Consider the following 19246-nt stretch of genomic DNA (forward strand, 5'->3'; position numbering starts at 1 on the left):
GGCGGCTAGGCCACGAGGCTGGTGAAGAAGTCGCCGAAGCCCTGTGCGATGTCCATGATGCCGCCGCCCAGGGACTTGAAGACGTCCGCGGCGGAATTTGGCCGGTAGGCGACGAAGAAGATCAAGAATGCGATTCCGGCCCAGGTGAGGACCTTCTTGACCATGGCGGGCCATCCTCTCGCGCGGCGCCGGGTCCCATTACCGCAGCGGCACCCAGAGTATCAGTGTGGTGTCGTACAGTGAATATCTGCGTCCGTTCTCCGACATTCCGGGATGGATGTCAAGCCCTGGAGCCCTGCCAGGCCCCGGAACCCGTCACGCCTTCCCGTGCAGATACGGAGACGGTGCGCCGTACACGAGCTCGGGCGGTGTCCACTCGGTCAGGTCGTGCAGCACGACTTCTTCCGCGAGCAGGTGACCCGCACTCGCCGGCCAGGCTATCGCATGGAGCCACAAACCCCGAGCCTCGCCGGCGTACGCGCTTCGATCAGTCGGCGAGTTCACGAGCCACAGTGGAGTCGGATGGCCGGCCACCTTGATCCTGGCCTGCCCGACGTGCTCCGGGTGACCGGGGCCGGGATCGGTGAGCGCCTCGGCCAACTCCGGGCCGGGATCGGGGCCGACCATCCCGGCGAACCGGGTGCCCAGGCCGACGCCCGGCTCCTCCGCCACGAAGACCAGGTCGGCGGGGCCCTCGCCGAGCGGCGCGGGGCCGGCGCAGGCCACCGCGGTGGCCCGGACGCCGGTCCGGTCGTCCCCGGCGTACGCGACCCCGGTCACGGTCCAACCCGGCGGCAGCGGCCACGGGCACCACAGGGGCGCCGACGGCCGGTGCGGCGGGTCGGCGGCGGCGATGATGCGGTCCACCACGCTCGCCACGATCTCCGCGCCGATGTGCTCGGGCACGTGCAGCGGGGGAACCGGCCCGCAGTCCAGGCAGCGCGACTCGGTGTGCATCAGGTCCGGAGCCCGCACCGGGCCCCCACATCTCGGACAACTCACCGCGACACTCACCATCCCACCGTCACCCCGCACCGCCGCGCCGTCAAGCGGAGCGCCGGTTTCGGTGCCACCGACCGCCCGCTCGCCCCCGGCCGGCACGCCCGCCGCCCGGGCCGGCGGCGCGACGGCTGCCCACGCGACCAGCGGGCCGGCACCTCAGGCCGGCGGCGGGCCGGCGTGCGCGCGGATCCAGGCGTGCATCGCGATGCCGCTGGCCACGCCGGCGTTGATCGACCGGGTCGAGCCGTACTGGGCGATGGAGAAGAGCTGGTCGCAGGCGGCGCGCGCCGCGTCGGAGAGGCCCGGCCCCTCCTGCCCGAAGAGCAGGGCGCACCGCCTCGGCAGGGTGGTCGTCTCCAGCGGGCGCGACCCGGGCAGGTTGTCGATGCCGACGACCGGCAGTTCCCGCCCGGCCGCCCAGGCGACGAACTCCTCGATCGTCTCGTGGTGCCGGACGTGCTGGTAGCGATCGGTCACCATCGCCCCGCGCCGGTTCCACCGGCGGCGGCCGACGATGTGCACCTCGGCGGCGAGGAAGGCGTTCGCGTTGCGGACGACCGTGCCGATGTTGAAGTCGTGCTGCCAGTTCTCGATCGCCACGTGGAAGTCGTGCCGACGCCGGTCCAGGTCGGCCACCACGGCCTCGCGCCGCCAGTAGCGGTAGCGGTCGACGACGTTGCGCCGGTCGCCCTCGGCGAGCAGCTCGGGGTCGTAGCGCGGGTCGTCCGGCGGGTTCCCCGGCCACGGTCCCACACCGACGTCGAGCTGGTCTCCGGTCACGGTCAGGCAGGGTACGGCCCACGGGCACCGCCCCGGGCCGCGACCCCGGCCCGCGTCAGCCCAGCCCCAGGGCGCCGCCCAGCCGGTCGAGGAAACGGCGGTCGGCGGGAGCCGGCGGCAGCCCCTCGGCGCCGGCCGTCGCCGCCCGGCAGACCCGGGCCGCGACCGACTGCACCCACTGCCGGTACGCCGCCGAGTCGGCGGGATCGGCCCGCCGCAGCACCCGGGTCGCGGCCCGGCAGGCGGCGAGCAGGTCCACCACGTCGGTGAGCCGGTCGACGGGCGGGGACGCGCCGTCGTGCCGGGCGTAGATGGCGGCGACCACCGCGCGTACGAGATCGCTGTCGAAGGCGCGACCGGCGGCGACCGCGTCCAGGCCGGCGAGCCCGGCGGCGACCGTCCGGCGGGGCCGGCCGGGGCCGGGCGCGGCGGCGGCGACGAGCACCCGGCCGGGCAGGCCGGTCAGCAGATCCCACTCGGCGGCGGAGTAGACGGCGGTGGTCGACGGTGCGGCGCGGCGGCCGGCAGAGGGCGGCTCTCCGGCGACGGAGTGGCTCATGGGGACCTCCGGCGCCAGCATATGCCCCGGAAGGGAGAAAGAGCCCCTTCCGCCCGGAACCCGGGCAGGAAGGGGCCGTCGCGTCAGCGCGGCTCGGGGAAGCTCGGCCGCTCCGGGTCCACACCCTCGGGCACGGTCGTGGCCGCGTACTCCTTCTTGGGGACCATCACCCGGCGGCGGAAGACGCAGACCATGGTGCCGTCCTGGTTGTAGCCCCGGGTCTCCACCGAGACGACGCCCCGGTCGGGCTTGGAGGACGACTCCCGCTTGTCCAGCACGGTGGTCTCGCCGTAGATCGTGTCGCCGTGGAAGGTCGGCGCCACGTGCCGCAGCGACTCGACCTCCAGGTTCGCGATCGCCTTGCCGCTGACGTCGGGCACCGACATGCCCAGCAGCAGCGAGTAGATGTAGTTGCCGACCACGACGTTGCGCTTGAACTGGCTCGCCGACTCGGCGTAGTGCGCGTCCATGTGCAGCGGGTGGTGGTTCATGGTGAGCAGGCAGAAGAGGTGGTCGTCGTACTCGGTGACCGTCTTGCCGGGCCAGTGCCGGTAGACCGCGCCGACCTCGAACTCCTCGTAGTAGCGGCCGAACTGCATCCTTGTCCCCTTCGACGGGCGGCGATGGAGTTCGGCACAGCATGCCTTATCGAGTGTTAAGGCAGCGGGTGGGGCGCGGGCCGTGCGGAAATGTCACACCGGCGCTCCCGGGGGGAGACGCAATGAGCGGCGGGGCCCTCCCCGGCACCCGCCGCCCACGCTCTGATGGGGAAGATTCTGCCGTACGGCAACGCGGAGGGAACAGAGACAGAGGTCACATTTATCTTTTTGTAACACTACTCTCCGTAGCTTCGACAGAAGCCTTCGGCGATCTCCGCACACCAGATAGCTGCTTGTCAAGCGCCAGATTGCTCATTTGCGCCAACCCGTCGTGTCGATCTTCCTGGAAGCGCTCCCATCACGGCTTGTCACGCAAATGCGTCCTGCACTTGCGTCCCGCACCGGCGCAACACAGTCGCACCCGTCGATGCGATGGCGATGCGGCCGGCCGCCCGTCGGCGCGCGTTTCGGTGGTCGGATGCCGGGAATTCCACGAGGTACGCCCTGGTTCCACCAGACGTAGCTATTCCGCGCCGATCGGAGACTTTCATGGCAACCGTAGAGCTGACCACGGCAAACTTCGACGAGGTCGCCGGCAGCGACGGCATCGTGCTCGTCGACTTCTGGGCCGAGTGGTGTGGCCCGTGCAAGCGGTTCGCCCCGGTCTACGAGCGCTCCTCGGAGAAGCACCCCGACATCGTCTTCGGCAAGGTCGACACCGAGGCGCAGCAGGAGCTGGGTGCCAAGTTCGACATCCGCTCCATCCCGACCATCATGGCGATCCGCGACGGCGTCATCGTCTTCGCCCAGCCGGGCGCCCTCCCCGAGTCCGCCCTGGAGAACCTGATCGAGCAGGTCCAGGCCCTCGACATGGACGACGTCCGCCAGAAGCTGGCCGGTCACCAGCACTGAGCCGAGCCTCCACGACGGCCGGGCCCACGGGCCCGGCCGTCGTCGCGTCCGGCGGGCGGGCCCGGCAGTCCTCGCGTCCGGCTGGTCCGACCGGGTCCGCGGGCCGGGCCGATCCCCGCCACCCGGCGGTGACATGTGACCGTCGGAGGGACCCGGGACGGGCGGTACATCCCGTATCGTCACGACCCGATGGAGACCTTGACCCGCCGCGGTCGTGCTGTCCGGCTCGCCGCCACCGCCCTCGGCCTGGCCGTCCTGCTCGCCGGCACCGTCTGGGGCACCGACGACCACTTCCCGTTCGGCCCGTTCCGGATGTACTCGACCTCGAACCCGCCCAGCCACCCCGCCCCGGACACCCGCGTCGAGGGCGTCGACAGCACCGGTGCGGTCGTCGACCTGGGCGAGAGCGCCACGGGCATCCGCCGCGCCGAGATCGAGGGCCAGCAGGACCGCTACGCCGCCGACCCCGAGCTGCTCACCGAGGTCGCCGACGCGTACGCCGAACGCCACCCCGGCGCGGCCGCGCTGGTGGAGGTCCGCATCGTGATCCGCTGGCACGGCATCCGGGACGGCCGCCCCACGGGCCGGTGGACCGACGAGACCGTGGTCTCCTGGAAGGCGCACCGATGACCCGCTGGTTGACCGAGCCGGTGCCCCGCGGCCGGGTGGCCGCCTTCCGGACCCTGATCTATCTCTTCGTCGCCGCCGACCTGGTCGTCTTCACCCCGTGGGTGCGCACCCGCGTCTCCGTGCCCGGGGAGCTCTACCAGCCGCTGCTCGTCGGGCGGGTCCTGCCGCTGCCCACGCCCACGCCGGCGCTGGTCGCCGTGCTCTTCTGGGCCCTGCTGCTGCTCGCCCTGCTCGCCGCGACCGGCCGGGCACCGCGGTTGCTCGGTTGGGCGGTCTTCGCGCTCTACTTCGAGTGGATGATCGTCGCGATGAGCTACGGCAAGGTCGACCACGACCGGTTCGGCCTGCTCGTCGCGCTGGCCGTCCTGCCCACCGCCGGACGGGCCCGGCACGGCGACACCACCCGCACCGAGGCGGGCGGCTGGGCGTTGCGGGTCACCCAGATCGCCGTCATCTGCACGTACTTCCTCGCCGCCTGGGCCAAGCTGCGCTTCGGCGGGCTGGACTGGCTGACCGGCTCGGTGCTGGCCCGGGCGATCATCCGGCGCGGCACCGAGCTTGCCGACCTGATCGCCTCGGTGCCGTACCTGCTGATCGTCGCCCAGTTCGGCATCGTCGCGTTCGAGCTGCTCAGCCCGGCGGTCTTCCTGCTGCGGGAGCGCTGGCGGCTGGCGACCGTGGGCTTCTTCTACTCGTTCCACCTGGTCACCATCGCGACCATCACCATCTCGTTCGCCCCGCACCTGGCGGCGATGACCAGCTTCCTGCCGCTGGAGCGGGTACGGCCCGTCGTCTGGGGCCGCCGGCTGCTCGGCCGCGCCCGACGGGACACCGGGCGGGCCTCCGACGCCGCCGGCCCCGCGCCGTCACTGGCCGGTCAGGCGTCCGCGGCCGGCCGGCCGGACGGGCCGTAGAGACGCTCCCGCGCCTCCTGCGGCAGCGCGCAGGCGGCCGTTCCACCCGGGAGCCGGTGCCGGTTGCGAGCCACCCAGCGGTACGCGGGCCAGGCGGCGGCGCGTACCGGCGGGATCCGGAGGCCGACGCCGGCCACCCGCCACAGCGGGCCGCTGTCGCCGAGCAGCTTCGCGATCGCGTCGGGGCCGGCCGCGCGGGAGCCGTCCGCGCCGACCCACTGCACCGCCTCCTCGCACTCGGCCTCGGTCAGGCCGAGCGCGTCGAGGTCCGCGAACTGCCACGGCACCACGTGGACGCCCGTGGGGATGCGCCGGTCGATGAACTCGGCGCAGCGGGTGCAGAACGCGCAGTCCCCGTCGTAGACGAACGTCGACCTCTCCATGCCCCCATCCTCCACCCGCCGGGCGCCGGCCGGACGGCGAGGTGGGCGGGAACACGGCGGGCCGCTTGCGCTCTGCTCGCACACGTGTTCGAATGAGGGCCATGCGCTGGGACAACCTCTCCGCTCCCCCGGACGAGGGGGTCCCCGATCGGGCAGCGCCAGCGACGCCACCCCTGCCGCTGGCGCTGCCCGGCGCGGTAGCCCGCACCTTCGACACCCCGGGCTTCAGCGGCATGACGTTCTACGAGATCCGGGCGAAGTCGATCATCAACAAGGTGCCCGGCACGTCACGCGTCCCCTTCGAGTGGACGATCAACCCCTACCGCGGATGCAGCCATGCATGCAAATACTGCTTTGCGCGGAACACGCACACCTACCTCGACCTCGACGCCGGGGCGGACTTCGACCGGAAGGTCATCGTCAAGGTCAACGCGGGCGAGCTGGTCCGGCGGGAGCTGGCCGCGCCGCGCTGGCGGGGCGCGCACGTCGCGATGGGCACCAACGTCGACTGCTACCAGCGGGCCGAGGGGCGCTACCAGCTCATGCCGCAGATCATCGCGGCGCTGCGCGACTTCGCCAACCCGTTCTCGATCCTCACCAAGGGCACGCTGATCCTGCGGGACCTGCCGCTGCTGCGCCAGGCCGCCGAGGTGACCCGGGTCGGCGTCTCGTACTCCGTGGGTTTCGTCGACGAGCGGCTCTGGCGCGCGGTCGAGCCGGGCACCCCCAGCCCGCGGCGGCGGCTGGACGCGGTGCGGGCGCTCACCGACGCCGGCTTCGACGTCGGGGTGCTGATGGCGCCGATCCTGCCCGGGCTCAGCGACGACGACGCGTCGATCGACGCGACAGTGGCGGCGATCGCCGCCGCCGGGGCGACCAGCGTGACCCCGTTGGCCCTGCACCTGCGGCCCGGGGCCCGGGAGTGGTACGCGAGCTGGCTCGGCCGCGAGTTCCCGCACCTGGTCCCCCGCTACCGCGAGCTCTACCGCTCCGGCGCCTACGCCCCGCAGTCCTACCAGCGGGAGCTGACGGCGCGGGTGCGGATCGCGGCGCGCCGGCACGGCCTGCACCGGGGCGAGCGCGGTGACGACCGCCGCCCATCCGACCCGGCACCCGCGCCCCCGCACGCCGAGCAGCTCACTCTCATGTAGACGAAGGCCGATACGCTGCCCGCGTGCGGGAGACGATCGATCGTGCGCTGCGTCGACAGCGCGTCGCGGTGGCGGTCGCGGTGGCCGTTGGCCTCTTCTGGGGGCTGGCAGCGGGATTGGCGCGCACCAGCGGGCAGGTTGCCCTGCTCACCCTGGTGCCACTGGTCGCGCTGCTGTGGAGCCTCATGCGCGCTTTCGGCAAGCCGGGCGACGGTGACCTGCGGACGGACGAGCGGGAGCGTGCCTTCTTCGTCCCGCCGACGGCACGGATGAGCTACCGCTGGGTCCTGCTCGCCTTCCTCACCTACACGACGGCGAACCAGCTCGCCGCGGACCGGGACGACCTGTGGTGGTTCTACCCAGTCCTCGCCGGCCCGCTCGCCGTACTGCTGGCCGTCCTCCTCTGGCGGCGGGTGCCGAGCGTCGCGCTGACCCCGGACGGGATCGAGGCCGGCCATCCGCTCCAGCAGGTCCGGGTGCCGTGGGAGGCCCTGGACCCGGCGGTGCCGAGCCCTTCGTACCGGCACTCCAACGTGCTGCGGCTGCCGGTACGCAGCCGCGACCAGGTCCGGTTCCGGGGGATCGGCTCGCGCCGCCACACCGCCGTCGAGACCGGTGAGCTGGACGTCGCGCCGGACGTGCTGGCCGGGGCGATCCAGCACTACGCCGCGCATCCCGAGCACCGCGCGGCGATCGGCACGCCGCAGGAGCACGCCCGGCTGCGCAGCGCGCTCGCGGGCGAGGGCTGAGCGGCGAGGATAGAGTCGGCGGGTGCGCTCCGCTCAGCAGATCCTCGCCGACTCCGCCGTGATCGCCGTCGTGGGCGCGTCCCGCGACCCGCGCAAGGCCGCGCACAGCGTGCCGTTGCAGATGCAGCGGTACGGCTGGCGCATCATCCCGGTCAACCCGACGGCCGACGAACTGTTCGGCGAGCGCGTCCACCGGTCGCTTGCCGACATCCCGCACCCGGTCGACCTGGTCGACGTGTTCCGGCCGGCTGAGGACGCGGTCGACGTGGTCCGCGAGGCGGTGGCGATCGGCGCGCCGGCGGTCTGGTTGCAGCTCGGCATCGTCTCGCCGGAGGCGCGCCGCATCGCCACCGAGGCGGGCATCGACTACGTCGAGGACCGCTGTCTGATCGTGGAGCGCGCCGCCGCCGGCCTGACCCGGCTCGGCTGAGCGACGCGCGGCGGGCGGTGCGGCTCGACTCAACGGGCGCACGGCGTGTCTCGCCACCCGGCGGGCTCAGCGGCGGCGGCGCTTGCCATGCTCCGCGCTGTCGAGCTGATGTCGCAGACGATTCAGGCACCGCGCCAACGCGGGACGGCGCGGACGAGCCACGCCCCCACCGATGATGTCGTGGACCGCCCACGCACCGCGTCGCCGCGTGTCGTCGTGGACCAGCCACGCACCATGCCGGGAGGCCGTGAACCAACCACGTGTCCCGCCGCCGGAGACGCTGTGGGCCATCCACGCACCGCGCCGGGTGACGTCGTGCGGCAGCCACACCATCCCGCAGGGGATGTCGTGCACCAGCCGCGCACCGCGCCGGGTGACGTCGTGCGGCAGCCACACCATGCCGCAGGGGATCTCGTGCACCAGCCGCGCACCGCGCCGTCGGGTGATGTCGTAGACGACTCAGCTCCACAGGAGCCGACGGGCGACACCGGCGGTGGGCCGGCGCCCGCCGACACGAGAGCGCCCGCCGACACGAGGACGCCCGCCGACACGAGGACGCCCGCCGACACGAGGACGCCCGCCGACACGAGGACGCCCGGCGCTGCGAGAACGCCCGGCGCTGCGAGAACGCCCGGCGTTGCGAGGACGCCCGCCGACGCGACGGGGCCCTCGGCCTCAGAGCTTGTACTCCTTGAGCAGGCCCCGGGAGATGATCGTCTTCTGGATCTCCGAGGTGCCCTCGCCGATGAGCAGGAACGGGGCCTCGCGCATGAGCCGCTCGATCTCGTACTCCTTGGAGTAGCCGTAGCCGCCGTGGATGCGGAACGCCTCCTGGACGACCTCGGCGCAGTATTCCGAGGCGAGCAGCTTGGCCATGCCGGCCTCGACGTCGTTGCGCTGGCCGGCGTCCTTGAGGCGGGCGGCGTTGACCATGAGGGCGTGCGCGGCCTCGATCTTGGTGCCCATCTCGGCGAGCTTGAAGGCGACGGCCTGGTGCCTGGCGAGGGGCTGGCCGAAGGTGTGGCGCTGCTGGGCGTACGCGACGGCGAGTTCGAAGGCGCGGATGGAGATGCCGCAGGCGCGGGCGGCCACGTTGACCCGGCCGACCTCGATGCCGTCCATCATCTGGTAGAAGCCGCGGCCGACCTTCTCCGCTCCGCCGAGGACGGCGGACTCTCCGACGGTCACGCCGTCGAGCACCATCTCGGTGGTCTCGACGCCCTTGTAGCCCATCTTGTCGATCTTGCCGGGGATGGTGAGGCCGGGGGCGGTCTCGCCGAAGCCGGGCTCCTTCTCCAGCAGGAAGGTGCTCATGTTGCCGTAGACCGAGTCGGCGCCGGTGTCGGTCTTGACCAGGGTCGCCACCACCGAGGAGTACGCCCCGTTGGTCAGCCACATCTTCTGGCCGTTGATGACGAACCGGTCGCCGTCGCGGACGGCCTTCGTCTTGATCGCCGAGACGTCGGAGCCGCACTCGGGCTCGGACATCGAGAAGGCGCCGCGCACCTCGCCGGTGGCCATCTTCGGCAGCAGCCGGGCCTTCTGCTCGGCGGAGCCGTGCTGGGAGATCAGGTACGCGACGATGAAGTGGGTGTTGACGATGCCGGAGATCGACATCCAGCCCCGGGACAGCTCCTCCACCACGAGGGCGTACGTCAGCAGGGACTCGCCGAGCCCGCCGTACTCCTCGTCGATGGTGAGGCCGAAGAGGCCCATCTCGCGCATCCCGTCGAGGATGTCGGTCGGGTACTCGTCGGCGTGCTCCAGCCGCTGCGCGTGCGGGATGATCTCCTTGTCGGCGAACTCCCGGACGGTTTCCAGGATCGACCGCTGCACATCGGTCAGGCCGGGCGTCTGGGCGAGTCGGGCCATCTCAGCCTCCGGGGGTCGGCGCCTTACTCATGGGTAACTGAACGCTCGGTCAGTATCGGCCGCCTGGCCGGTGAGGCCAAGGTGACCAGTCCACACAACCGCTGTGAAAAGGTTCACCGCTGCGGGTAGCGTCCGGCAAGAGGGACGCGATCCGTCACCGGCAGGAGGAGACCGTGAGCCAGCCACCGCCGCCGGGCCCGCCCGATCCGGACCGGCCGTCGTCGCCCTGGGAGCCCCCGCCGGGCCACGACCCGTCGCGGTCCGAGCCGCCGCCGTCGTGGTCCGAACCGCCGTCGTACGGCCCGCCGTCCCAGGAGCAGCCGTCCTACGAGCAGCCGGCGTACGGGCAGCCGTCCTACGAGCAGCCCGGCGAGCCGCCGCACGGCCAGCAGTGGGGGCACCAGCCCCCGTACACCCCGCAGGTGCCCTACGGGCAGTACGGCCCGCCATCCGGTCCCCGGCCGGGCGGCACGAACGTGCTGGCCATCCTCTCGCTGGTGCTCGCGTTCGTGTTCTCCCCCGCCGGCATCGTCCTCGGGCACCTGGCCAAGCGGCAGATCCGCACCACGGGCGAGGAGGGTGACCAGCTCGCCACCTGGGGCCTCGTCCTGAGCTACGCCTTCACCGGGCTGGGCCTGCTCGCCTGCTGCGGGTGGATCGCCCTGGTCGTCGTCGCCGGCGACGGCGGCACCAACTACTGACGCCGCCGGGTCACCGGAACTGCGCCTCGCGGACGCTGTTGCCGCCGTCCACCACCAGCATCTGCCCGGTGATGTACGACGCGGCCGGCGAGCAGAGGAAGGTGATCGCGGCGGCCACCTCGTCGGGCGTGCCGGGGCGGCCGACCGGGGTGCCCAGGCCCTGCCTGATCTCCGCGACCGTTGAGGCCGCGGTGTGGATGGTGCCCGGCGCGACGGCGTTCACGGTCACCCCGTCGGCGATCATCTCCATCGCCAGCGCCCGGGTCAGCCCCACCACGCCCGCCTTGGCCGCCGCGTACGCCGCCTCGGTCGGCAGCGCGTTGACCGGCCCGGCGGTGGCCGCGAGGTTGACGATCCGACCCCAGCCCCGCTCGGCCATCCCGCCGATGAAGGCCCGGCTGCACAGGAACGCGGTGGTCAGGTTCCGGTCGATCTCGCCGCGCCACTCGTCGTAGCTGAGCTGGGCGACCGGGCGCAGCACCTCGGGGCTCGCCCGGCTGGCCAGGCCGGCGTTGTTGACCAGCACCTCCACGTCGCCGAGCTGCTCGGTGACCGCGTCGGCGAGCGCCCCGACCTCCGACTCGTCGGTGAGGTCCGCGACGAAACCGGTCACGCCCAGCTCGCTGGCCCGCTCGTGGATGCGCCGGGTGGTGGAGACGATGGCCACCCGGGCGCCGAGGTCGGTCAGCCGGCGGGCCGTCGCGTACCCGATGCCGTCCGCGCTGCCCGCCCCCGTGACCAGGGCGACCTTCCCGTCGAGCCGCATCGTCACCGGGTCGGGCAGCGGCGCCGGGTCGTCGACGCCGGCGGGACCCGCCGGGGCGGCGGCGCGGCTGCGCCGGGCCAGCCCGGGACGGCTCGCGTCCCGTCTCGGTCGACTTCCGGAGCGGTCCGCGGCTCGCGCGTCAATCACCATGCCAGGATCCTGCCCGCTCACCCGGGCCCGGGCAACGCGGCACACCCGGGCGGCGAGCCCTTGCGTGTGGGAGGGCGTGACTACCCTGACGGGCGCACCCGACCCAACGGAGTAGACGAATGACATACCCCCCGCCCTCCGGCGGCTGGAACGACCCGGCGTGGTCGGGCCAGCAGTCGAGCCCGCCCGCCGACCCGGTGAGCGGTCAGCCCGTGCCCGCCCAGCCCGCCACCGCCGACCCGTACGCCCCGGCGGACCCGTACGCGGGCGGCGACCCGTACGCCGACGTGAAGCAGGCCACGGGCCAGCCCGCGGTCGCCGGATATCCGCCGCCGGCCTACCCGATGTACGGCTACGCCGCGCCGCAGCGGACCAACGGCATCGCGATCGCCGCCCTGGTGCTCGCCCTCGTCGGCTTCGCGTCCTGCATCACGGCGCCGGTCGGCGCGATCCTCGGTCACGTCGCGCAGAAGCAGATCCGGCAGACCGGCGAGGGCGGCGAAGGCATGGCGAAGGCCGCCATCATCATCGGCTGGATCCTCACCGGCCTGGTCGTGGTGGGCATCATCTTCTACGTGGGGATCATCATCTTCGCGATCAGCCAGGCGGACAGCGGCAGCAGCAGCTACTGAACGACGGTGCCGCCCCGGTGTGCACCGGGGCGGCACGGATCGTCGGTTCCGGCGGGACTACTCCGCCGGCGGGGTGAAGGACGAGGTCCGGGTCATGCCCGCGGCGCGGCCCTTCGCCGCGACCACGAGGGCCATCTTGCGGGACGCCTCGTCGATCATCTCGTCGCCGAGCATCACGGCGCCGAGCCTGCCGCCCGCCTCGGAGGTGTAGTGCTCGTACGCGTCGAGGATCAGCTCGGCGTGGTCGTAGTCGTCCTGGGTCGGCGAGTAGACCTCGTTCGCGGCGTCGATCTGGCCCGGGTGCAGCACCCACTTGCCGTCGAAGCCGAGCGCCGCCGAGCGCTTGGCCACCTCGCGGAACCCGTCCACGTCGCGGATCTGCAGGAACGGGCCGTCGATGGCCTGCTTGTCGTGCATCCGCGCGGCCATCAGGATCCGCATGAGGATGTAGTGGTACGGGTCGCCCGGGTAGTCCGGGATGAGGGCGCCCACCACCAGGGACTTCATGTTGATCGAGGCCATTAAGTCGGCCGGGCCGAAGATGATCGTCTCGACCCGGGGCGAGGCGGCGGCGATGGAGTCGATGTTGACCAGGCCGGCGGCGTTCTCGATCTGCGCCTCGATGCCGATCCGGCCGACCTCCAGCCCCAGGGTCTTCTCCAGCTGGGTGAGCGTCATGTCGAGCCACTGCACCTGGGCCGCGTTCTGCACCTTCGGCAGCATGATGCAGTCGAGGTTGGCGCCGGCGCCCTCGACCACGTCGATGACGTCCCGGTAGGTCCACGGAGTCGTGAGGTCGTTGACGCGTACGACCCGGGTCTTGCCCGACCAGTCGCCCTCGTTGAGCGCCGCGACGATGTTCTTGCGGGCGTCGGGCTTTGCCAGCGGGGCGACCGCGTCCTCCAGGTCGAGGAAGACCTGGTCGGCGGGGAGGCCCTGGGCCTTGCCGAGCATCTTGACGCTGGAGCCGGGTACCGCGAGGCAGGACCGGCGGGGGCGACCGACTGCGGCCATGGATGCGCTCCTTCCAGCGTGCGGCGGGCACGCCGACGCCAACCTGACGAGAATGCGAAGACCTGACGAACCCGGAGGGCTTTGTGACGCCACGGTAACCTCGTGCCGTGACCGGGGTGAATGGACCTGTGGAAGATCTCACTGGGCGTCGACTGGTGGTGGTGACCGGGGCCAGTTCGGGTATCGGGCTGGCGGCCGCCGTCGACCTGGCGCGCCGAAACGACCAGGTGGTACTGGTCGGCCGGGACCCGGCCCGGCTCCAGGCCGCGGCGGAGCAGGTCCGGGAGGCGTCCGGCGAGCGGCCCGAGCTGTTCCGGGCCGACTTCGCGGTGCTGGACGACGTGCGCCGGCTGGCCGAGAAGCTGCGGGCCGCGTACGACCGGATCGACGTGCTGGCCAACAACGCCGGCGCGATCGTCCTCCAGCCGCTCACCACCGTCGACGGTTTCGAGCTGTCGATCCAGGCCAACCACCTGGCCCCGTTCCTGCTCAGCAACCTGCTGCGGGACCGGATCGGCCGGATGGTGGTGACCGCCTCCGGCGCGCACCGCAGCGGCGTGCTCGACCCCGGCGACCTGAACGCGCCGCTGCGCCGCTACCGCCCGATGCGCGCGTACGGCACCAGCAAGCAGGCGAACATCCTGTTCACCGCCGAGGCGGCCCGGCGCTGGCCTGACGTCCCGGCGTACTGCTTCCACCCCGGGGTGGTGCGCACCCGGTTCGGCAACGACAGCCGGCTGGTGGCCGTGGGCATGCGGATGCTGCCGTTCCGCAGCCCCGAGAAGGGGGCCGAGACGCTGGTCTGGCTCGCCAACCAGGATCCGTCGCGGCTGCGCACCGGCGGCTACTACGCCGACCGGCGGCCCCGCCGGCCGCTGCGCAAGGCGGCCGACCCGCAGCTCGCCGCGCGGCTCTGGGCGGCCAGCGCCGAGGCGGTCGGCGTCCCGGCGTGAGGCACGCCGACACCGCCCCGGCCCGCAGCGCGCACCGGCCACGCCGGCCTGAGCGGTGTCCCGCGTGATCGCCACGCTGCGATACTTCGCCGCATGACGACGGGGAACGACACCGCCACCGCACACGCCCCAGGGGACGCGGCCGGTCGGCCGGCGGACGCCGCTCCCGGCTCGGCCGGCGACACGTTGCGCGTCCTCGGCGCGGACCAGGAACTGGCCGCCCGGATCGACGCCGAGCTGACGGCCTTCAACAACCGGGCGACCGGCGCGGACGACGAGGCCGACCTCTCCGTGCGGGTCACCGACGCCGACGGCGAGATCGTCGCCGGGCTGACCGGCTGGACGTGGGGCGGCTGCGCCGGGATCAACACGATCTGGGTACGCGAGGACCGCCGCGGGAAGGGCTGGGGCGGCCGGCTGCTGCGCGCCGCCGAGGAGGAGGCCCGCCGGCGCGGCTGCACCCAGATCTCGGTCGCGTCGTTCTCGTTCCAGGCGCCGGAGTTCTACCGCCGCAACGGCTACCTGGACACCGGGCGCCGGGAGGGCATCCCCGGCGGCCACGTCGACCACCAGTTCTGGAGGTCGCTGGTCACCGATCCGGCCGCCGCCGTGCGCGTGGTCGCCCTGGTCGACCTGCCCGAGGTCGAGGCCGGCAGGCGGTACGAGGACGCGGTGCTGGGCCTGCTCGGGCGGCACGGCGGGCGGCTGGAGCGCCGGCTGCGCACCGGCGACGGGCACGCCGAGGTGCACCTGATCCGGTTCGACACCCGGGACGGCTACGACGCCTTCCTGGCGGATCCGGAGCGGCTGGCGCTGCGGGAAGCGCTGGGCGACGCCGCGCCCACGGCCCGCGTGCTGGAGGTCCACGAGGCCTGACGGCGCGGTGGCCGTGCGAGCCGCAGGCGGCGCGCGGGCCCGGACGCCCCCTCGTCGGCCCGGCCGCGCGCCGCCACACCCCCACCCGGCGCGGACGCCACCACACCCCGCCCGGCGCGGACGCCACCACACCCCGCGCGGCGCGGACGCCGCCACACCCGCCCGGCGCGACGCCACCACACCCCGCCCGGCGCGGACGCCGCCACACCCGCCCGGCGCGACGCCGCCTCACCCGGCCGGCGCGGGCGCTGCCTCAGCCGGCCGGCGCGGGCGCCGCCTCAGCCGCCGGGCGCGCACGTCGCCGCCTCCGTCGGACGCCCACCAGCCCGACCCCGGCCGCGACCAGCAGGGTCACGCCGGCCAGCCCGAGGGCGACCAGCCAGGACGGCGGCGGGCCGAAGTCGGGCTCGCCCGCCGTCCGGACCGCGCCGTCGACCGCGAGGTCGGCGGCGACCGAGAGCTCGGTGACGCCGTCCGGGGTGCGCCACAGCACCTCGGGTGCGGCGGCGCCCCGGCGCAGCAGCACCACCTGGACGGCCACCGTGCCCGGCTCGTGGTAGGGGCTGCTCGCGATGTCGTGCTCGTCCGGGTGGTTGACCGCGTCCGGCCCGGGCACGCCCACCAGCGCGACCGCCTCGTCCGCCGACCGCCAGCCGAGCACCTGCAGGAAGGTGGCGGAATCCACCGCCGGGAAGGAGGAGGCGGTCGACCAGGGCGGGACGGCCAGTTGCCAGCTACGCCGGTAGGTCGGCACCGGGCCGGGGCAGCGCCCGCAGACGGTCCGCAGCACCACGGCCACCGACTGCCCGTCGGGCAGCCACGCGCCCGGCCCGGCCAGTCGCCCGTCACCCACCGACAGCTTCAGGTAGGGCGCGGCGGTGCCGTCGGCGCCCGCGTCGGCGACCCGGGTCAGCCACACCTCGTTGCGGACCTGGACGGCGAGGGCACCCCCGTCCCGGGTCACGGCCGCCCGCCCGGGGTGCACCCACGCGGTGCCGACCGGGACCCGCAACACGTCGGCCCGGCGTTCCCGGTCGTACAGGCCGACGTGCGGGGTGGCGTAGGTGTTCGGCGGGGTGAAGGTGTCCTCCGCCGCGTAGGCGAGCCGCCTGCCGTCGGGCGCGAAGGCCAGCGGGTGCCCCCGCACGTCGGCGCCGGTGTGCTCACCCGTGGTCAGGTCGAACAGCCGCCCGCCGGCCCAGACGTACCGGCCGTCCGGGGAGAGCAGCGCGTCGAAACCGGGCGAGGCCGGGCCGGCGTCCAACCGGCGGTAGCGGTCGGTTCCGGCGGCCACCACCGCCATCCGGGTCTCGTGCCAGTCGCTGCGGACCGCCGGGCCGCCGAACAGCGCCGCCGCCGGGCCGGGCGGCGATCCCTCGACGGACGCCGTGAACAGTCCCGGCGCGACCAGGCGGGACGGCAGGCCGGGCGCGTCGACGCGCGAGGCCGCGGGAGCCGGCGGGGCGACCGGGCGCAGCGCGTACCCGACGCTGAGGACCAGCACCAGGACGGCCAGCGCGCCGGCCGCGGCGGCCCGACGCCCACGGTGCCGGCGCCGCGCGGTGTCGAAGAGATCCTCCGGCACGGTGGCGGCCGGCACGCCGTCGGCCAGTCCGTGCAACGCCGCGGTGAGTCGCTCGGTCATCGGTACACCTCCTGCGGTTTCCGGCCGACCAGCTCGGCCAACTCGGGGGCGAGGGCGCGCAGCCTGCTGAGGGCGTGTCGCGTCTGGCTCTTGACGGTGCCGAGCCGGCAACCGAGCAGTACTGCGGTCTCGGCCTCGCTGCGGTCCTCGTAGTAGCGCAGCACCAGCACGGCCCGCTGCCGGACCGTCAACCGGTCCAGCGCCGCCCGCAGCGCCAGCCGCAGGTCGACGTCGTCGGGCGCGGCGGCCCGCTCGGGCAGCGCCGCGCCCAGTTGCTCGGGCGGGCGGGCCCGTCGCCACCGCCACCAGCTCGCGGCCTGCGTGTAGAGCACCCGGCGCAGGTACGCCCCCGGATCGTCGAGCCGTTCCCAACGCACGGCCACCCGGGCGAACGCCACCTGCACCAGATCCTCGGCGTGGTGCCGGTCGCCGGTGAGCAGGTAGGCGAACCGGGTCAGCCCGGTCGTCTCCTCGCGGACGAACTCGGCGAAGCCGGCTCGGGCGCGGTCCTCAGCAGTCAACGAACAGCCCTCCTCACCCAGGCAGACGCGGGCAGGGGTCGTCCCGGAGGGAACCCGCCCGCCGGCGGTCACCGCGACGGCGGTGACCGCCACCTGGTTCCGCAGCTCTTCCGCCCCGGCGGCGACCGGCACGACGCCCGCCGGGACGACGGCGCGACGGGGCGGGACGAGTCAAGCGGCGGGCCGGCGCGGCACGGACGCGGATCAGTCGGGCAGCGGGCCGGCGTCGGCCGGGACGGCGGTGGACGCCGGTGGGACGCGACGGGCGCCGAGCACCACCACCGCGACGCCGGCCAGCAGCAGCGCCAGGCCGGGCAGGGCGGTGGCCCGGGGCAGCTGGCCCAGCCAGGCCCAGCCGATCAGGGCCGCCCCCGGCGCCTCCAGCAGGACCAGCACGCTGACGGTGGTCGCCGAGACGCGGCGCAGCGCGTAGTTGAACATCGAGTGCCCGAGCAGTTGGGCACCGGCCACCAGGGCGAGCACGGCGGCCCAGGTGCCGGCGTCGAAGCCGGTCAGCGGCACTCCGCCGACCAGGCAGACGACCAGCAGGAGCAGCGCGCAGACGCCGTAGCAGATGGTGGTGTACGTCGTGGTGCTGATCGTCGTGCGGGCCCGCTCGCCGAACGCGGTGTAGACCGCCGCGAACATGCCGCCGACCACCGCGAGCAGGTCGCCGGCGAAGGCCCGGCCCGAGACGGCGAAGTCGGCCCCGGTGGCGAGGGCCGCCCCGGCGACCGCCACGCCGATGCCGGCCCACACGGCCGGCGGCAGCCGGCGACCCTGGCCACGGGCGATCAGTCCCTGCCAGACCGGTTGGGTGGCGCCCAGCGCCGTCGCCGCGGCGACCGAGGTGAGCTGGGCGCTCGGCATCCAGGTGGCGAAGTGGGCGGCGAGCGCGACGCCGGACAGGACGCAGTAGAGCCCCTCGCGCCGCCCGGCGCCCACCGTCAGCGACCGGAACTCGGCCCGCCGCCGCCCGAGCGCGTACGGGCCGAGCACCGCGGCCGCGAGCAGGTTGCGCCAGAACGCGACGGCCAGCGCGGGCGCCGCCGCGAAGGCCACCAGCGGGGCGGACGACGAGACGGCCACGACGGCCAGGGCGAGCGCCCCGGTGGTCACCGGGTCGAGGGGCGGGCGGTGCGGTGCGGTGGACACGGGGAGCAATCCTCACATGACGCCGGCCAGCACGGACCGTCAACGCTCGGTTACGATCACGGCTGTCCGCGCCGGCGACCCCTCGACCGCCCGGAGGCGCTCCCCCATGCCCACCTTCCAGGCGGTGCTGTTCGACTTCTTCGGCACGCTGACCCGTTCCGTGCAGCGGGGCGAGGCGCACCGGTCGACCGCCGAGCTGCTCGGATGCCCGCCCGGCGTCCTCGTCGACGTGCTCGACCGCACCTTCTACGAACGTGCCTGCGGGCGGTTCGGCAACGCCGAGGCGACCCTGCGCTGGGTGTGCGAGCAGGTCGGCGTACGTCCCTCCGACGACGCGGTCCGCTCGGCGGTGGCCTCCCGCCACCGGGCCGTACGCGCCGACACCCGGCTGCGGGACGAGGCGGTGCCCATGCTGGCCGCGCTGCGCCGCCACGGCCTGCGGACGGGGGTGATCAGCGACTGCACGCACGAACTGCCGGCGTTCCTGCCCCAACTGCCGGTCGCCCCGCTGCTCGACGTCCGGGTCTTCTCGGTGCAGGTCGGCCGCTGCAAGCCGGATCCGGCGCTCTACCAGGCGGCGTGCCGGCGGCTCGGCGTGGCCGCCGCGGACTGCCTCTACGTCGGCGACGGCGGCAGCCAGGAACTGACCGGGGCGGAACGGGCCGGCATGACCGCGGTGCGGCTGGCCGCGCCGGACCTGGCCGAGCACATGGTGTTCAACGCCGACGCGGCGTGGCGCGGGCCGGTGCTGCGCTCGCTCGACGAGGTGGTCGACCTGGTCTCCCGGGCGGTGGACGCGCCGGTGCCGGCCGGCTGCGGCACCTGACCCGCGCCCCGGCCCACGCGCGGGCG

At 73.9% G+C, this 19246-nt stretch carries 24 protein-coding genes; 11 read left to right on the forward strand and 13 right to left on the reverse strand.

The features are described 5' to 3' along the window. Positions 1–5 precede the first annotated feature (5 nt). The 5 genes from GA0070606_RS32480 to GA0070606_RS12565 all read right to left on the reverse strand — a co-directional run bounded on the left by GA0070606_RS32480 (position 6) and on the right by GA0070606_RS12565 (position 2940). Complete coding sequence (locus GA0070606_RS32480) at positions 6–164, reverse strand: hypothetical protein (RefSeq protein WP_007455302.1); 159 nt, start codon at positions 162–164, stop codon at positions 6–8. Between the two features lie 151 nt (positions 165–315). Further along, positions 316–1017 (reverse strand): DUF6758 family protein, encoded by a 702-nt coding sequence (locus tag GA0070606_RS12550; protein ID WP_342672166.1) that lies wholly within the window; start codon positions 1015–1017, stop codon positions 316–318. 141 nt (positions 1018–1158) lie between these two features. Continuing rightward, positions 1159–1782, reverse strand: a complete 624-nt coding sequence (locus GA0070606_RS12555) for a TrmH family RNA methyltransferase (RefSeq protein WP_091098332.1) — start codon at positions 1780–1782, stop codon at positions 1159–1161. A 55-nt stretch (positions 1783–1837) separates the two neighbouring features. Then, positions 1838–2341, reverse strand: a complete 504-nt coding sequence (locus tag GA0070606_RS12560) for a hypothetical protein (RefSeq protein WP_091107658.1) — start codon at positions 2339–2341, stop codon at positions 1838–1840. An 83-nt stretch (positions 2342–2424) separates the two neighbouring features. Beyond that, positions 2425–2940 (reverse strand): MaoC family dehydratase, encoded by a 516-nt coding sequence (locus GA0070606_RS12565; RefSeq protein WP_091098336.1) that lies wholly within the window; start codon positions 2938–2940, stop codon positions 2425–2427. A gap of 549 nt (positions 2941–3489) precedes the next feature. Between GA0070606_RS12565 and trxA the strand changes: the two genes are divergently transcribed. The 3 genes from trxA to GA0070606_RS12580 all read left to right on the forward strand — a co-directional run bounded on the left by trxA (position 3490) and on the right by GA0070606_RS12580 (position 5396). Continuing rightward, entirely contained in the window at positions 3490–3852 is a 363-nt protein-coding gene (trxA, locus tag GA0070606_RS12570) for a thioredoxin (RefSeq protein ID WP_091098340.1), read from the forward strand. 189 nt (positions 3853–4041) lie between these two features. Next, positions 4042–4482 carry a hypothetical protein gene (locus GA0070606_RS12575; protein ID WP_091098344.1) on the forward strand — a complete coding sequence of 147 codons (441 nt, stop codon included), beginning with the start codon at positions 4042–4044 and terminating at the stop codon, positions 4480–4482. Further along, on the forward strand, positions 4479–5396 hold the full coding sequence (locus GA0070606_RS12580; protein WP_091098348.1) for an HTTM domain-containing protein: 918 nt from the start codon (positions 4479–4481) through the stop codon (positions 5394–5396). The genes GA0070606_RS12575 and GA0070606_RS12580 overlap by 4 nt, the downstream gene beginning before the upstream one ends. On the opposite strand, the gene GA0070606_RS12585 is transcribed toward GA0070606_RS12580, so the two are convergent. Beyond that, positions 5360–5779, reverse strand: coding sequence for a thiol-disulfide oxidoreductase DCC family protein (locus tag GA0070606_RS12585; RefSeq protein WP_091098352.1), 420 nt, complete (start codon positions 5777–5779; stop codon positions 5360–5362). The two genes, GA0070606_RS12580 and GA0070606_RS12585, sit on opposite strands and share 37 nt — an antisense overlap. 101 nt (positions 5780–5880) lie before the next feature. On the opposite strand from GA0070606_RS12585, the gene GA0070606_RS12590 reads away from it, so the two are divergent. The 3 genes from GA0070606_RS12590 to GA0070606_RS12600 are packed head-to-tail and all read left to right on the forward strand — an operon-like array spanning position 5881 to position 8109. Then, positions 5881–6930, forward strand: coding sequence for an Rv2578c family radical SAM protein (locus GA0070606_RS12590; protein WP_091098356.1), 1050 nt, complete (start codon positions 5881–5883; stop codon positions 6928–6930). Positions 6931–6953: 23 nt separating this feature from the next. After that, the gene (locus tag GA0070606_RS12595; protein WP_091098358.1) at positions 6954–7679 is read left to right on the forward strand and encodes a hypothetical protein; all 726 of its coding nucleotides are present in this window, start codon (positions 6954–6956) and stop codon (positions 7677–7679) included. Between the two features lie 22 nt (positions 7680–7701). Continuing rightward, on the forward strand, positions 7702–8109 hold the full coding sequence (locus GA0070606_RS12600) for a CoA-binding protein (protein ID WP_091098361.1): 408 nt from the start codon (positions 7702–7704) through the stop codon (positions 8107–8109). A gap of 66 nt (positions 8110–8175) precedes the next feature. On the opposite strand, the gene GA0070606_RS12605 is transcribed toward GA0070606_RS12600, so the two are convergent. After that, positions 8176–8529, reverse strand: coding sequence for a hypothetical protein (locus tag GA0070606_RS12605; protein WP_091098365.1), 354 nt, complete (start codon positions 8527–8529; stop codon positions 8176–8178). A 255-nt stretch (positions 8530–8784) separates the two neighbouring features. Further along, a complete protein-coding gene (locus GA0070606_RS12610; RefSeq protein WP_091098369.1) occupies positions 8785–9981 on the reverse strand; it encodes an acyl-CoA dehydrogenase family protein in 1197 nt (398 codons plus the stop codon). Positions 9982–10154: 173 nt separating this feature from the next. Between GA0070606_RS12610 and GA0070606_RS12615 the strand changes: the two genes are divergently transcribed. Then, positions 10155–10682 (forward strand): DUF4190 domain-containing protein, encoded by a 528-nt coding sequence (locus GA0070606_RS12615; RefSeq protein ID WP_091098373.1) that lies wholly within the window; start codon positions 10155–10157, stop codon positions 10680–10682. 10 nt (positions 10683–10692) lie between these two features. Here the strand turns inward: GA0070606_RS12615 and GA0070606_RS12620 are convergent, their stop codons facing one another. Further along, complete coding sequence (locus GA0070606_RS12620; RefSeq protein WP_176737536.1) at positions 10693–11529, reverse strand: SDR family NAD(P)-dependent oxidoreductase; 837 nt, start codon at positions 11527–11529, stop codon at positions 10693–10695. Positions 11530–11717: 188 nt separating this feature from the next. Between GA0070606_RS12620 and GA0070606_RS12625 the strand changes: the two genes are divergently transcribed. Beyond that, the gene (locus GA0070606_RS12625; protein ID WP_091098379.1) at positions 11718–12230 is read left to right on the forward strand and encodes a DUF4190 domain-containing protein; all 513 of its coding nucleotides are present in this window, start codon (positions 11718–11720) and stop codon (positions 12228–12230) included. Between the two features lie 57 nt (positions 12231–12287). Here GA0070606_RS12625 and GA0070606_RS12630 read toward each other — a convergent pair whose 3' ends face one another. Next, entirely contained in the window at positions 12288–13244 is a 957-nt protein-coding gene (locus GA0070606_RS12630; RefSeq protein ID WP_091098383.1) for an HpcH/HpaI aldolase/citrate lyase family protein, read from the reverse strand. A gap of 128 nt (positions 13245–13372) precedes the next feature. On the opposite strand from GA0070606_RS12630, the gene GA0070606_RS12635 reads away from it, so the two are divergent. After that, positions 13373–14197, forward strand: coding sequence for an SDR family NAD(P)-dependent oxidoreductase (locus tag GA0070606_RS12635; protein WP_091098387.1), 825 nt, complete (start codon positions 13373–13375; stop codon positions 14195–14197). 93 nt (positions 14198–14290) lie between these two features. Continuing rightward, complete coding sequence (locus tag GA0070606_RS12640) at positions 14291–15073, forward strand: GNAT family N-acetyltransferase (protein WP_091098392.1); 783 nt, start codon at positions 14291–14293, stop codon at positions 15071–15073. Between the two features lie 253 nt (positions 15074–15326). On the opposite strand, the gene GA0070606_RS12645 is transcribed toward GA0070606_RS12640, so the two are convergent. The 3 genes from GA0070606_RS12645 to GA0070606_RS12655 form a co-directional block, all read right to left on the reverse strand. Beyond that, on the reverse strand, positions 15327–16718 hold the full coding sequence (locus tag GA0070606_RS12645) for a WD40 repeat domain-containing protein (RefSeq protein WP_091098395.1): 1392 nt from the start codon (positions 16716–16718) through the stop codon (positions 15327–15329). Then, positions 16715–17239 (reverse strand): SigE family RNA polymerase sigma factor, encoded by a 525-nt coding sequence (locus tag GA0070606_RS12650; protein ID WP_091107660.1) that lies wholly within the window; start codon positions 17237–17239, stop codon positions 16715–16717. Before GA0070606_RS12650 ends, GA0070606_RS12645 begins: the two co-directional genes overlap by 4 nt. Positions 17240–17443: 204 nt before the next feature. Further along, a complete protein-coding gene (locus GA0070606_RS12655; RefSeq protein ID WP_091098399.1) occupies positions 17444–18394 on the reverse strand; it encodes a DMT family transporter in 951 nt (316 codons plus the stop codon). A gap of 106 nt (positions 18395–18500) precedes the next feature. Here GA0070606_RS12655 and GA0070606_RS12660 point away from each other — a divergent pair, with 106 nt between their 5' ends. After that, positions 18501–19220 (forward strand): HAD family hydrolase, encoded by a 720-nt coding sequence (locus GA0070606_RS12660; protein WP_091098402.1) that lies wholly within the window; start codon positions 18501–18503, stop codon positions 19218–19220. The last annotated feature ends 26 nt before the right edge of the window (positions 19221–19246 follow it).

Origin of the sequence: Micromonospora citrea, from assembly GCF_900090315.1 — a bacterium.
In the GTDB taxonomy this organism is placed as follows: Bacteria; Actinomycetota; Actinomycetes; order Mycobacteriales; family Micromonosporaceae; genus Micromonospora; species Micromonospora citrea.

What these genes read in the sequence shown, in the direction of transcription:
- GA0070606_RS32480 (WP_007455302.1), bottom strand. Translation starts at nt 164, where the DNA reads ATGGTCAAGAAGGTCCTCACCTGGGCCGGAATCGCATTCTTGATCTTC.
- GA0070606_RS12550 (WP_342672166.1), bottom strand. Translation starts at nt 1,017, where the DNA reads ATGGTGAGTGTCGCGGTGAGTTGTCCGAGATGTGGGGGCCCGGTGCGG.
- GA0070606_RS12560 (WP_091107658.1), bottom strand. Translation starts at nt 2,341, where the DNA reads ATGAGCCACTCCGTCGCCGGAGAGCCGCCCTCTGCCGGCCGCCGCGCC.
- GA0070606_RS12565 (WP_091098336.1), bottom strand. Translation starts at nt 2,940, where the DNA reads ATGCAGTTCGGCCGCTACTACGAGGAGTTCGAGGTCGGCGCGGTCTAC.
- trxA (WP_091098340.1), top strand. Translation starts at nt 3,490, where the DNA reads ATGGCAACCGTAGAGCTGACCACGGCAAACTTCGACGAGGTCGCCGGC.
- GA0070606_RS12575 (WP_091098344.1), top strand. Translation starts at nt 4,042, where the DNA reads ATGGAGACCTTGACCCGCCGCGGTCGTGCTGTCCGGCTCGCCGCCACC.
- GA0070606_RS12580 (WP_091098348.1), top strand. Translation starts at nt 4,479, where the DNA reads ATGACCCGCTGGTTGACCGAGCCGGTGCCCCGCGGCCGGGTGGCCGCC.
- GA0070606_RS12585 (WP_091098352.1), bottom strand. Translation starts at nt 5,779, where the DNA reads ATGGAGAGGTCGACGTTCGTCTACGACGGGGACTGCGCGTTCTGCACC.
- GA0070606_RS12590 (WP_091098356.1), top strand. Translation starts at nt 5,881, where the DNA reads ATGCGCTGGGACAACCTCTCCGCTCCCCCGGACGAGGGGGTCCCCGAT.
- GA0070606_RS12610 (WP_091098369.1), bottom strand. Translation starts at nt 9,981, where the DNA reads ATGGCCCGACTCGCCCAGACGCCCGGCCTGACCGATGTGCAGCGGTCG.
- GA0070606_RS12625 (WP_091098379.1), top strand. Translation starts at nt 11,718, where the DNA reads ATGACATACCCCCCGCCCTCCGGCGGCTGGAACGACCCGGCGTGGTCG.
- GA0070606_RS12630 (WP_091098383.1), bottom strand. Translation starts at nt 13,244, where the DNA reads ATGGCCGCAGTCGGTCGCCCCCGCCGGTCCTGCCTCGCGGTACCCGGC.
- GA0070606_RS12640 (WP_091098392.1), top strand. Translation starts at nt 14,291, where the DNA reads ATGACGACGGGGAACGACACCGCCACCGCACACGCCCCAGGGGACGCG.
- GA0070606_RS12645 (WP_091098395.1), bottom strand. Translation starts at nt 16,718, where the DNA reads ATGACCGAGCGACTCACCGCGGCGTTGCACGGACTGGCCGACGGCGTG.
- GA0070606_RS12660 (WP_091098402.1), top strand. Translation starts at nt 18,501, where the DNA reads ATGCCCACCTTCCAGGCGGTGCTGTTCGACTTCTTCGGCACGCTGACC.